General features: G+C 46.8%; 14 protein-coding genes. 7 read left to right on the plus strand and 7 right to left on the minus strand.

Annotated elements, in window-relative coordinates; genetic code table 11:
- The first annotated feature begins 82 nt into the window (after positions 1–82).
- Genes IMZ16_RS00505 through IMZ16_RS00520 form a run of 4 tightly spaced genes read left to right on the plus strand, consistent with a single transcriptional unit; the run spans position 83 to position 5,171 of the window.
- Entirely contained in the window at positions 83–1,546 is a 1,464-nt protein-coding gene (locus IMZ16_RS00505) for an ankyrin repeat domain-containing protein (RefSeq protein ID WP_193440049.1), read from the plus strand.
- Positions 1,547–2,020: a DUF2271 domain-containing protein gene (locus IMZ16_RS00510; RefSeq protein ID WP_193440050.1), complete on the plus strand. Its 474-nt coding sequence runs from the start codon at positions 1,547–1,549 to the stop codon at positions 2,018–2,020. It abuts the gene before it with no gap.
- Positions 2,021–4,186, plus strand: a complete 2,166-nt coding sequence (locus tag IMZ16_RS00515) for a PepSY domain-containing protein (protein ID WP_193440051.1) — start codon at positions 2,021–2,023, stop codon at positions 4,184–4,186.
- Positions 4,155–5,171 carry an FAD:protein FMN transferase gene (locus IMZ16_RS00520; protein WP_193440052.1) on the plus strand — a complete coding sequence of 339 codons (1,017 nt, stop codon included), beginning with the start codon at positions 4,155–4,157 and terminating at the stop codon, positions 5,169–5,171. The genes IMZ16_RS00515 and IMZ16_RS00520 overlap by 32 nt, the downstream gene beginning before the upstream one ends.
- On the opposite strand, the gene IMZ16_RS00525 is transcribed toward IMZ16_RS00520, so the two are convergent.
- The 5 genes from IMZ16_RS00525 to porQ form a co-directional block, all read right to left on the minus strand.
- A complete protein-coding gene (locus IMZ16_RS00525; protein ID WP_193440053.1) occupies positions 5,164–5,655 on the minus strand; it encodes a phosphoribosyl-ATP pyrophosphatase in 492 nt (163 codons plus the stop codon). The two genes, IMZ16_RS00520 and IMZ16_RS00525, sit on opposite strands and share 8 nt — an antisense overlap.
- A 5-nt stretch (positions 5,656–5,660) precedes the next feature.
- Positions 5,661–5,966 carry a phage holin family protein gene (locus IMZ16_RS00530; protein WP_073178422.1) on the minus strand — a complete coding sequence of 102 codons (306 nt, stop codon included), beginning with the start codon at positions 5,964–5,966 and terminating at the stop codon, positions 5,661–5,663.
- 77 nt (positions 5,967–6,043) lie between these two features.
- A complete protein-coding gene (locus IMZ16_RS00535) occupies positions 6,044–6,523 on the minus strand; it encodes a YtxH domain-containing protein (RefSeq protein ID WP_193440054.1) in 480 nt (159 codons plus the stop codon).
- A gap of 92 nt (positions 6,524–6,615) precedes the next feature.
- Complete coding sequence (gene cmk, locus IMZ16_RS00540) at positions 6,616–7,284, minus strand: (d)CMP kinase (protein WP_073178419.1); 669 nt, start codon at positions 7,282–7,284, stop codon at positions 6,616–6,618.
- Between the two features lie 2 nt (positions 7,285–7,286).
- Positions 7,287–8,282 (minus strand): type IX secretion system protein PorQ, encoded by a 996-nt coding sequence (porQ, locus tag IMZ16_RS00545; RefSeq protein WP_193440055.1) that lies wholly within the window; start codon positions 8,280–8,282, stop codon positions 7,287–7,289.
- A 109-nt stretch (positions 8,283–8,391) separates the two neighbouring features.
- Between porQ and pyrH the strand changes: the two genes are divergently transcribed.
- Complete coding sequence (gene pyrH, locus IMZ16_RS00550; RefSeq protein ID WP_073178415.1) at positions 8,392–9,099, plus strand: UMP kinase; 708 nt, start codon at positions 8,392–8,394, stop codon at positions 9,097–9,099.
- 100 nt (positions 9,100–9,199) lie between these two features.
- Positions 9,200–9,754 carry a ribosome recycling factor gene (gene frr / locus IMZ16_RS00555; protein ID WP_193440056.1) on the plus strand — a complete coding sequence of 185 codons (555 nt, stop codon included), beginning with the start codon at positions 9,200–9,202 and terminating at the stop codon, positions 9,752–9,754.
- A gap of 49 nt (positions 9,755–9,803) precedes the next feature.
- Here the strand turns inward: frr and IMZ16_RS00560 are convergent, their stop codons facing one another.
- Entirely contained in the window at positions 9,804–11,255 is a 1,452-nt protein-coding gene (locus tag IMZ16_RS00560; RefSeq protein ID WP_193440057.1) for an LptF/LptG family permease, read from the minus strand.
- A 67-nt stretch (positions 11,256–11,322) separates the two neighbouring features.
- Complete coding sequence (locus IMZ16_RS00565; RefSeq protein ID WP_193440058.1) at positions 11,323–11,970, minus strand: LolA family protein; 648 nt, start codon at positions 11,968–11,970, stop codon at positions 11,323–11,325.
- An 81-nt stretch (positions 11,971–12,051) separates the two neighbouring features.
- On the opposite strand from IMZ16_RS00565, the gene IMZ16_RS00570 reads away from it, so the two are divergent.
- Positions 12,052–12,702, plus strand: a complete 651-nt coding sequence (locus IMZ16_RS00570; protein ID WP_073178410.1) for a protein-L-isoaspartate(D-aspartate) O-methyltransferase — start codon at positions 12,052–12,054, stop codon at positions 12,700–12,702.
- Positions 12,703–12,704 lie beyond the last annotated feature (2 nt).

Below are 12,704 nucleotides of genomic sequence, written 5' to 3' on the forward strand. Positions count from 1 at the left end.
TTATTTATAAATAAATGCTTTTTTTGTTCTGGAAAAAATATAATTGTGTAGCTTTGCACTAATTATAATTAATCTAAATAAAATGAAACTATGGTTTCGGGCAGCTTTCTTGATGTTTGCTTCATCAGTAGGGGCTCAGAATAAGCTTTTAGACCAAAATTTCTGGAAGTCTAATCCAGATTTAGCTTCAGTAAAGGCAGTTATTAATGAAGGCAATTCGCCCTCGGAGTTATCAGATAACGGCTTCGATCCGGTAGCGGTTTCCGCGATGAATGGTGCAGCACCGGAGGTTGTGATTTTTCTGATGAGCCAGCCCGGCAACTCTGTGGATAAGATCCTGCATCATAATGCAAACTACCTACATTGGCTCGCATTCTCCGGAAACACGCCTGCGGTGGAAGAAGCAATCCGCAAGGGTGCGGATATCCGCCTTGTAGATTCGCACGGGCTTACCCCGCTTGGCTTTGGGCTTACGGGCAGGGCAGAGGAAGCCATTGCCGAAGCCTTCTTCAAAGCTGGATACAAGCCTGTGGAAACGGAGGAAAACGGAGCCACACTATTGATGCTGGCGGTAGCCCATGATAAAAATTTTAAGAAAACCGATTACCTGCTTTCAAAAGGCTTGAGCCTCAATGATAAAGACCATAGCGGAGCCACGGTGTTTGATTATGCAGCGCGGAGCGGTGATGTAGAATTTTTAAAAAAATTGCTGCAGAAAGGTGCAAAGCCAACAGAACACGCCATACTTTATGCAGCCGCAGGGACAAGGGCTGCGCCTGTGTCTGAAGAAGTTTTTAAGTTTTTGATTAATGATCTCAAACTTAATCCGAAAATGGCCGATAGCGATGGTAATACCGCTCTCCATTTGATTGCTTCAAAAAAAGGATCTCTGGATGCTGTGAAGTTCCTCGTTTCCAAAGGTCTAAGCCTTGATTTGCCAAATACCGCCGGAGATACGCCCGTGATATTGGCAGGCCGTGCAACCGATGCATCCGTCGCCGGGTATTTTTTTGATAATACCCAAAACATCAATACCAAGAGTAAAAATGGCACAACGGTGCTGCTGAATGCCGCAGCCAAAGGTTCTCCCGAAGTTCTTGAGCTTGCCCTCAATAAAGGTGCCGATGTAAAGGCAGCCGACAACCAGGGGAAAAACGCGCTCTATTATCTTATCAATTCTTACAGCGGCAAAACTGCCGAGGATTTTGACAAGAAATTAAAAATACTTCAAAAAGCGGGACTGAACTTGGCCGCGGTACAAGGAGATGGAAGTAATGCATACCACATCGCCATCGCGAAGAATGACACTGCACTTTTGGAAAAAGTCAGCACTTTCGGGGCGGATATTAACCAAAAAAATAAGGAAGGTTATACGCCGCTACACCGTGCTGCAATGCTTTCCGCGGATGATACACTGATGAAATCTCTCCTGACAATGGGCGCCGATAAGTCCGCCCAGACAGAATTCGGAGAAACTGCTTACGAACTCGCTGCCGAGAACGAATCTCTTAAAAAAAACAATGTTAATCTGAATTTTTTAAAATAAATGAAGCATTTAGGAAGAATTAGCTTACTTTTTTTGTTAATTTCGGGTATCTCGGTATCCGCCCAAAAATACCGCTGCCTCATCCAGATGACGAACTACAGCGGCGAAGGCGCGTATATTGTGGCGTCTGTGGTGGATGCTAAAGGCAATTACCGCAAAACACTCGCCGTGCTGGGACCTGAAAAAAAATGGTATAAAAACCTGAAAGAGTGGAATAAGGCGCAGAAGGTGAAACCTGAGCAGCTGAGCGCGATCACAGGCGCATCGGTATCAGGCGGGGACCGCGCGGTGAAAACTTTTGACATCCCGGATTCCTGGCTGAACAAGGGCTACAGGCTGCGTTTTGAAACCGCTGTGGAAGACCGGGAATACCACGCCATAGATGCTGAGATCCCGCTGGCTACCGAGGCCATAAGTACGAAAACGGATGGCAAGGGCTACATCCGTTATGTGAAACTTTCCCGAATTCAGTAGGTGGCGAAGAAAATCTGGCGCATCTCGCATCTACTGCTGGCGGTATTTTCGTCAGCTTTTTTGCTCGTGATTTCCGTGACCGGGGCAATACTTGCTGCAGATTCAGCTTGGCAGCGGCTTAGGAGCGGCGCGGAAAGTTCTTCAGAGGAGCCGCTTTCAGAAGTAATAGTACGGCTTCAGGAAAAATATCCCGACATTCTGGAGCTGAAAAGAAGTGATGCTGGATATACTGAGCTGCAGATTTTCGATGAGGAGGGAAATGAAGAGCGCTTTAATATAAACCCGAAAACAGGAGAAAAAATATCAGAATCCGGAGGAGAGACGCATTTCATTAGCCAAGTAAAAACGCTGCACCGATCCTTCTTCCTCCACGAAACCGGCAGGGCCATCGCCGGTATTTTTGCGTTCTTGCTGGTGCTTATAATCATCTCCGGCAGTGTACTTTTGGCGAAGCGCAATGGCGGTTGGCTGAAACCTATTTCCAAAATAAGGACAGAATTCCCTGCGCAGTTTTTACACATTCTTGCTTCCCGTATTTTTAGTATCCCACTGCTTATTTCCGCAGTTTCCGGCACTGTTCTCTGCCTATTCCGCTTTAACCTGATTCCCGAATCGGAGGTGCGGGTATCAAAAAAACCTGAAGCTGGCTCACCTGTTTCCGTAGCCGAATTTCCGGTTTTGAGAAAAATAAAACTAGGGGAGGTGCAGAAAATCCAGTTCCCGCTGGACGCGGAGGATCCCGAGGAGCATTTTAAAATCATACTCCCGGAGAAGATGTTGCTGCTCAGCCCGCGCACGGGCACCGTCCTTGAAGAGCACAGGGAGCCATTCCGCAAAAATGTTGAGGTTTTTCTAAAGATGCTGCATACCGGCAATAGCAGCGCAGCCTGGTCTGTAGTCTTAGGCCTGGCATCACTTGGAATTCCAATTTTCATTTGGTCCGGTTTTGCAATTTGGTACCGGCGCAGCTGGAAGAAAATTAAAAACGAGTTTGAGCCGTCCGTGGCGGAAATTATAATTTTAGTGGGATCTGAAAACGGGACCACATTTCAGTTTGCCCAAAAAATACATCAGCAGTTTGCCTCTAAAAAAATTAAATCAACAGTTTTAAATCTGGATGATTATGCAGAGTTCCCAGCTGCGAAACATCTACTTATTTTCACAGCCACTTCCGGCGACGGCGAGGCCCCACAGAATGCGCTAAAGTTTAAAGACCGGCTGGGGCAAATCAACCAAAACCATAAAATTTTAGTTTCCGTGGTAGGCTTCGGCTCTGCATCTTACCCAAAATTTTGCGGATATGCTGAGAGCGTTTTTGGTTGGATTAAAAGCGCACATTGGGCCCAGCTGCTTCCGTTGTACAAAATTAATGAGAAAAACTATACGGAATTTTCAAAATGGGCGCAATATTGGGCTGAGCAGTCCGGTATTCCGCTTGCCCATGCCGCAGAGTATTATCAATCTGAAAATCAGAAAGTTGAGAGCTTTATGATTACAGAAAATATCCTTATTGACGAAAAGAATTCTACACATTGCATACGCTTCAAGCCTACTGCAGCATTCCGCTCTGGAGATTTGCTAGGCATTTACCCTCAGGGCAAAGAGCGGTTCTACTCCATAGGAAGAAGCCAATCCGGGGATGCGCAGATTTTGGTAAAACTTTACAAAGATGGTATAGGTTCCGGCTTACTTTGCAGCCTCCGTGCCGGTGATTATTTTTCAGGGAAAATTCTGGAAAACAAGAATTTCCGCCTCGATCCCGCCGTACCGGAAGTGGTGATGATTGCCAACGGCACGGGAGCAGCCCCTTTCCTTGGTATGTTGAATGAATCTAGCCCCCATCAAGAAATAAGCATCCTATGCGGTTTTCGTTTTGAAAGCGAGCTTTCCGAATTAATAAAAAGCCTGCCGCGTAGATTTTCAAATGTCAAAATGTCCGAAGTGGCAATATCTCGGGGCGGCAATCCGCGCCGCGTTACCGACCTGATGAATCAAAATTCTTTGATGCTTAGGCGGGTTCTTGAATCTGGCGGCGTCGTAATGCTTTGTGGCAGCCTTGCTATGTACCGCGATTCCGTGGAAGTCATCAAAGGAATATTGGGAAGTACGGGAAAAGATTTTGAATTTTATAAAAATGCTGGCCAAATTGTTTCCGACTGCTATTAAATTTAAGCTGATTTTTCTCCTCGGGCTTATGATAAAAGTCCAGTTTGCTTTCGCTCAGGTTGTTTCCAAAGAAACATTGCAGCTTATGGGCAGCCATTTTGAAATTACGGTGGCTGAAAAAGATACTTCGGCGGCCAACTTGGCAATAGCCACTGCAATAGCAGAGATCGCCCGCATCGAAAACCAAATTTCTGAATGGCGGCAGGGCACGGAAATCTCTGAGGTCAACCGTATGGCAGGCATCGCTCCGGTGCGGGTTTCGCAGGAGGTTTTTGAACTGACAAAAAGGGCGGTTTTTTTCTCACAAATTTCGGATGGAGCCTTTGATATCAGCACTGCTGCAATGGATAAGGTTTGGAAATTTGACGGGAGCATGGAGAAACTCCCCGACGCGCACACGATTAAAAATTCCGTAAAGAATGTGGATTATAGAAATATCATTCTGGATAGTGCTAATTCTACAATTTTCTTAAAAAAAATTGGGATGAAAATCGGTTTCGGCGCTACCGGAAAATCTTACGCTGCAGACCGTGCCCGAAATCTACTGAAGCGGATGGGCGTACCTGGAGGAATTATAAATGCCTCTGGCGATATAGCGGCGTGGGGCTCCCAGCCGAATGGTTCTCCGTGGAGCATAGGACTCCAGAATCCTGCAAAGAACCGAAAGGTCATCAGGGTTTTCAGAGCGAATGATCTGTCCATCGTTACTTCCGGAGATTATGAAAAATTCGTAGAGTTTTCCGGGGTAAGGTATTCTCATATCATCAATCCAAAGACAGGCTGGCCAGCGAGGGGTATGGTGAGCGTTACGATTGTAGGCCCCAGTACGGAATTTGCTAACGGCCTTTCCACTTCAGCGATGGTGCTGGGTAAGAAGGCCGGCAGCAGTTTGATCCGAAAGTATCCGGAATATTCCGCAATTCTGATTGACGAAAAAGGCAGAATTTCCAGCGTAAATAGGAAAAAAAAGGAAAAACTTAGATAAGTTTTTCCACGCTGTTCACACTTTTATTCTTCTGATACTCTTCTAGTTTGTCCAGAAGCACCTTGGCGATTTTCGGGCCGAAGTATACCAGTATGATGCCCATTATCCGGTTTTTAAAGCCTCTGCTTTTAATGATTTTCTTCGTGGCAAAACCCGCGATTGCCAGTGCTCCAAGTTTTAGTAGATTCTGTTTTGTCACTTCTTTAGTACCTGTGTTATCAAATTTAATTATCGAATTGGCCTGCGCCTTGCCTGTCACCGTATCCCCGATATGCTGCATAAGCGGCTTGGTCTGTACAGTCAGTTTTTCACCTTCCGGCGTCATCTCCTTCGTAAGGTACTGATCAGAAGCACCTTTCGTCATCACGCTGAGGCTCTGCTTGGTGTCTTTAAAGGTTATAAGATCCTGAAGATCGTCAATTTCCTTTTTCAGGAGGGCTTTTTTCTGGCGTAGTTCCTTTATGTTATTATATTTCACTGCCATAGCGTTTAATTTATAGCTTTAATGATTTTATTCGCAACCGCATTTCGGATGGCTTTATTCAGTGCGAATAGCAGAAGAATGATGAGCAGATAAATTCCGGCAAGTATTAGAAAACCATATGCAAAATTGCCTACCCAATAGCCCAGCGCAAAGCCGAGGCCTATGTTTAGGATAATGATAAAAAACAACCCGAAAAACGCAGCCGTAGCCAAAATGAGTGCCCAGCCGGCCACGGAAGACCCTTTGTCGATGCCTTCCATTTTCAAAAGTTCAAGCCTTTTGGAACCGTACTGCTTCAATAAATCCAGCATAGTTTCAAATTTTTGTAAAGTTATAAAAAAAGGAACTTATGAACTAAGTTCCTTTAAAAATATTTGGAAGAAAAATTTTAGAAGTTGTTTTTCACATCATCTTTCGCATCCTTAGCAGCATCCGCAAGTGCGTTGCCAGCCTCCTGTGCTTCGCGTTTTGCGTCAGCAAATTTATCTTCAGCTTTATCTTTCACATCCTCAGCCGCATTTTTTACATCATCTTTTACATTGCCGTATGCGTCTTTCGCTCTGTCTGCAAGGCCCTCAGCTTTATCCTTAGCCTCTCCGTAAGCGTTCTCAGCTCTGTCTTTCAGGTTGTCCGCGGCATCTTCCACCTTATCTTTAGCGTTTTCGTAGCTTTCTTTTACATTTCCAGCAAAATCGTTGTACTTATCGGCCGCTTGGTCTGCAAGATCCTCAGCCTTGTCGGCGATTTTTCTTCTTGTTTCAGAACCTTCTTCCGGAGCATAAAGAATTCCAAGAATTACACCTGCTGCAGCACCTGTAAGAAGTCCCGCAAGAAATCCTCCTGCCTTGTTGTTTTTTTGATGTCTCATTGTTCTATAATTTTAGGTTGTTATTGATGAATCAATTGCAATGATGATGCCATTTTAATTGATATTGTGTTAAATTTACTTTAAAAATTCTTTTAAACCAAATGTGAAATGATAAGCTCTGCCGTCTCCTCGCGCGTCAGTCCGGTATTATCTATTTCGATGGCATCCGGGGCTTTTATCAATGGCGCTGTATTGCGCTCGCTGTCCAGCTTATCACGAAGGAGGAGATTTTGCTGTACTTCCTCTAGGGTTACATCGGCGCCGCCCGCCTGCAGCTCCAGATAGCGCCTCCTGGTACGCTCGGGGATGCTTGCCGTCATAAAAAATTTGTAGTCTGCATCTGGCAGCACCACGGTTCCGATGTCTCTGCCGTCCAGTATCACGCCGCCACCTTCAGCGATTTCGCGCTGAAGACCCAAAAGGAAACTGCGGATCGCGGGTTCTTTGGCCACAAGGCTTACCCAAGCTGATATTCGCGGCTCCCGGATCTCTCTGCTTACATCCCGCCCGTTGAGGTATAGATGCAGACCATCCCCAATTTTTGTAAGTTTTAAATGTATTTGAGCTAAATTTTCCGTTAATGCCAAAATATCCAGCTCGCCATTAGCAAGGTGCTGCTGCAATCCATACAGCGTAATGCCGCGGTAGAGCGCGCCGGTATCCAGGTGGAGCAGCCCGAGCCGCTGGGCTACAATTTTTGAAATGGAGCTTTTCCCGGTGGAGGAGTAGCCGTCTATGGCGATGACAGGTTTCTTTTTCATTGTTAATAATGTCTGCTGCCGGAGACATCCAGCATTAAACCAAAAAAGTTCATATTCGCAGCGTTGTGGTAGCGGACATGGGCATAGTCGAACCTGAAGCCGGCGATACGCACCCCGAACCCCGCAGAGATGCCCGCAAATGAGCGCTGGTCCTCCACCGCAAGTTCATTTCCGCGCTTAGGATTATATCCGAAGCGCATATTGAAGCCTGATTTCGGGAAGAGTTCTGCTCCAATGGAGAAATGATCTGCCAGCTTTCTGCCGAAACCTACTTTTTTCCCGTTTACATCGTACTCCGAGGAGGTATCGAATTTCTGTAAATCGTGCGCGGTAACGGTGATTGCCGCAGGAAACTCCGGGAGAATTTGCGTATACCCAAGATCCACACGCAGGGGGAGGCGCTCCCGCTTCCCGTCATAAGTTTTAAACTGATAGCCAAAATTCCTCGCTACAAGGGATATGGAGGATTGCCATTCCTTCACGCTGTAGGTGATGGCGCCGGTGCCCGCCACCGCCATAGATGTGTAGTTGTCGATTTTTGAAGTTATAAAATTTACGCTTCCGCCAATCGTCCAATCCTCCTCAAACTGATAAGCGTAGCCGATACCAGCCAGGGCATCACTGGCGGAAAATTCTCCCAGGCTATTGCCAAATTCGTCCGTGCGGGCCATCCGGCCGTAGTCCAGATAGCGCACCTGTGCAGAGATCAGGTGGCCCTGCTCCAGATCTCGCACGAAGGCTGCTGTACCATAGCTGGAACCGGCGAGGTAGGAGCCGTAGTTCATCGAGACTCTGCCGTGCATTTCCAGGTTCATCAGCGAGGGATTTACTGCTGCAAAATTCACATCGTAATCCCTAACCGAGACCGCGTCCCCGCCCAGCGCAGCCTGCCTCGGAGAAACCGCGATGCCAAGGAAGGGGAATACGCGCTCGCCGGACTGAGCAAGCAGCAGGGCAGGCATTAAGACTGAGAAAAGCAGAAACGCGTTTCTGATCATTTTAAATATTCCAGGGCTACAAAATTAATTTTTTTAAACTTAAACAGCAGAACGGAATTGCTTAGATTTTTTACCTTAAATCATTATATTTGCACGAAAATCTGGAGCGATGAAATACAAACGGATCCTTCTGAAACTTAGTGGTGAGGCCCTAATGGGCGAGCAGCAGTACGGCATCGATGATGCCAGGCTGAACGAGTATGCCCAGGAAATAAAGGCGGTGGTGGATGAGGGATGCGAGGTGGCAATCGTCATCGGCGGAGGGAATATTTTCCGCGGGCTTGCAGCTGCTGCCAGAGGTATGGACAGGGTGCAGGGCGACTATATGGGGATGCTGGCAACGGTAATAAACAGTATGGCGCTGCAGGGTGCGCTGGAAGATTTAGGCGTAAAAACCAGGCTGCAGTCCGCCATAGAGATGGATAAGGTGGCAGAACCCTTCATCAAAAGAAGGGCCGTGCGCCACCTGGAGAAGGGCAGGGTGGTGATCTTCGGCGCAGGCACCGGGAATCCCTATTTTACCACTGATACCGCGGCTACGCTCCGCGCCATAGAGATAGGTGCGGATGTGATCCTGAAGGGTACGCGTGTGGACGGCATCTACGACAGCGATCCGGAGAAGAATGCCTCCGCGATACGCTACCAGCTCCTGAAGTTCAGCGAGGTTTTTGAAAAGAATCTGAAAGTAATGGATATGACGGCCTTTACGCTCAGCCACGAAAATAACCTGCCGATCATCGTTTTCGATATGAACAAAAAAGGCAATCTTCTCCGTGTGGTGCAGGGCGAGGATGTGGGAACTTTGGTTAACGGCTGAGGTGATTTTTGATCGGGAATCATCGATTTTTATCAATTGTCAGTACTTTTGGTCTTTTTAGCCGAAATCATTTATCAGTAATCATTTATCAATAATAGCAATGGAAGATTTAGAACTTATAACGGACAGCGTGAAGCAGGAGATGGAAGCAGCGATGAAGCACTTGGATCACGCATTCCAGAAGATACGCGCAGGCAGGGCTTCCTCCGCAATGGTGCAGGATGTGATGGTGGAATACTACGGCGCGCCGACCCCGCTGAACCAGGTTGCGAATGTATCCGTACCGGATGCGATGACGCTATCCATACAGCCGTGGGACAGATCGGCGATCAACGCGATCGAGAAGGCGATTATCATTTCGAATCTAGGATTTGCACCGAGCAACAACGGCGATACCATTATCCTGAATGTGCCGCCTTTGACGGAAGAACGCAGGCGGGAGCTGGCTAAACAGGCAAAAGCAGAAACGGAGCAAACGAAGGTGACGGTACGCAACGCCCGCCAGGAAGGTATGAAGGAACTGAAAAAGCTGGATGGCGTGTCCGAAGACACAATAAAGGATGTAGAGGCTGAAATTCAGGAGCTTACGGATAAATATGTGAAACTTGCCGACGATCAGTATAAGGTAAAGGAGGCAGAAATTATGAAAGTCTGATTTAGGACAAAAACAATTTTCAATCCCGGGGCTGCCGGGATTTTTTATTTTACTGATATCTTTCGTGCTCGGGCTTCTTCCGGAATCTGCTCACCAATGGCTTGAAAACATCTTTGTATTTTTCTGCATCGAACAGTGGGGAATCTGCAAGAGCATTCCGCATCAGCCACACGGCAAATGGGAAAAGCACGAGGTTCGGCAGCCACGCCGCCAGATACGGATCCATCCTGCCCTTCCAGGAGAGGTTTTCAATCGTTAAATTCATCACATAAAAAATGATGAAGATAATGATGGCGATGACCACGGGAAGCCCCATTCCGCCCTTGCGGATGATGCTGCCAAGGCTGGAACCGATGATGAAAAAAATAATACAGGTGAGGGAATAGGCAATGATCCTCTGCTGATAAATAATGATTCTGTTGCGGCTTTTTGTAAGATCATAAATCTGCTGGCTCTGGGCTTTATGCTCGTTTTTCAGGTTTTCTATTTTCCGGTACGCGGAGAGGAGCGCGTCCAGCCTTTGCTGCCCCGTTATTTTTTGGAGATCAAACTGAGCTTTTGCAGGTTTTCCTTCATTGGCTGAGTCGGCAGGCACAGTGTAGATGCCGGTGTAGGACGCCAGATTATTGTTGAGGGAATTAAAAACCTGCTGGTTTTCTTTATTTTTTTCCGCCACAGTTCCAGAAATTTCGCGATAGGTCTGGAAACGGTAATCATTGGTGATTTGTTCCTTTTCCAAAGCCTTGTCCAGCAGTGCGCTTACATCAAAATAATAAATCAGCGTATCAAATTTCACTGCCTGGTTGGGCTGGCGGGTCCGCTGGCTGAAATTCAGATTTTTTTGCTGATCTTCGTAAACATAGCCGCTGAAGAGCAGTAATTTGAGAAAGTTAGGATTTTCTGCGGGCACAAACTTTCCGTTCCTGGCAATGATGGTCTGCTGATCCTCGTAGCTTGGCGCGCTCTTGTGAAGAAAAATCCCGTCAATGTTCTCTCCGTTGTCCCCGGAGATTTTATCAAATCTGATCATAGAGCCGGGAATCTGGCCGATGAACTGCCCCGGCGAAAAATTCAGTGCCGGTTTGGTAGCCGCAATGTTGTAGAGCATATTCCTCGCCTTGCGCTGAAAATCCGGGGTTACATTATTTTGGAAATAAAACAGCAACCCCGCAAGCATTATTGATACAAAAAAAAGCGGTGCCATCACCCTTGCGAGGGAAACCCCGGCCGCCTTCATTGCTGCAAGCTCGTAGCGCTCACCGAAATCTCCGAATGCCATAATGGAAGCCAGCAAGATGGTAAGCGGCAATACCATGGATACCACGCTGGCGCTGAGGTAATAGAAAAGGCGAACCAGCTCCCAGGTCGTGAGCCCCTTGCCGGTAAGCGCAGCCATCTGCGTCCAGATAATATTCACAATGAAGATGAAAAAAAGGACGCTGAAAATAAAAAGAAACGGCCCGAAAAAGGTCTTGATGATGTAGCGGTCCAGAATTTTCATAAAGGCAAAAATAATCAAAAAATGCCGCAAAACGCTGCGGCAGTGGGTAGTGATATTTTTTTAATATTTAAAGCTCAGTAATGATATAATTTTTGTACTTACTCTTGTCAAAACTAAAGGTGCCGGCAGGCGCTGTAAAATTCGCCTTATACTCCTTCACCGCCAGCGTATGCACCTGATTATCAGAAGAAAATTGTTCAATTTTAATAAGCAGGTTGGTGCGGGGGTTTACGAAGAGATCCACATAGCTTATCCCGTTATTCTTTACGGGCGTTAGGCGGATGAGTTCCGTATCTTGCCCATTTACCGGCAGGCTGCCCAGGTATTTGGTATTGTAATCCTTTTTATAAGATTTCAAGTATTTGGTAGGGTTCAGTGTTTGCTCCTTCCCATCGGCCTTTGCTATCGTTATTTCTTTATCCTCCGCGCTGATGTTGTAGATCTTGCTCCCGTCATATATCTGCTCCACGCCGGCAATTTTTAGCCGGTACTTATCTGGAGCCGAAATAAATGTCCCCTCCTGGCTACGCGTCACTTTTTTTCCCTCGCCGCTGCCATAAACAAATCTGAAGTAAGAATTTTTACTGCTGTCGTAGTTTCTCGCAACGGATTCCAGCAGCGATTTCGACTTGCTGTCTGCCTTCTGAGCCTGTGCCACCATTGGGGAAGCAACTATACTCAGCACTAAAAGATTCTTTGTAAAAGCTATTCTCATTTCAGGTAGATTTTTAAATCATTGTTTAACAAATAATATGCCCCGCTTGGTTTTCTTGCAAAAATCCGATAATTTTGTAAAATGCGAGATTCGTTTGTGCATAAAGGGAAGCGGAAGATTCTCACAGAATACCTGAGGGATAAGGTGGGGATTACCGATGAGGGCGTACTTTCCGCTATTAATGCCGTGCCCCGCCATCTCTTTATGGAAAGCATTTTCGAGGATTTTGCCTATGAAGACCGCGCTTTCCCCATCGCGGCTCATCAGACAATTTCGCACCCGTCCACAGTGGCGGAGCAAACGGAGCTGCTGGAGGTGTCCCCGCAGGAGAAGGTGCTGGAAATCGGCACAGGCAGCGGGTACCAGACGGCTGTGCTGGTGGCGATGAATGCCAATGTATTCACGGTAGAAAGGCAGAAGGCACTCTTCGATTTCTCCCACCTCAAGCTGAGGGAAATAAATTTAAGGCCAAAATTCCAGGCGTTCGGAGATGGATTTGCAGGCCTTCCCACATTTGCACCTTTTGATAAAATTCTCGTGACCTGCGGTGCGGAAGTCCTGCCCACAGAACTCATCAAACAGCTGAAAATTGGTGGGAAAATGGTAATCCCCATCGGGAAAGCAGAGGAGCAGATCCTGTGCAGATTCAGCAAAATCTCCGAGAAAGAGCTGGTGCGGGAGGAGTTTGGCGCCTACAAATTCGTGCCGATGCTCAGTGATACCAACCAGTAAAT

The organism is Cruoricaptor ignavus (assembly GCF_014961145.1).
Taxonomy (GTDB): Bacteria; Bacteroidota; Bacteroidia; order Flavobacteriales; family Weeksellaceae; genus Cruoricaptor; species Cruoricaptor ignavus.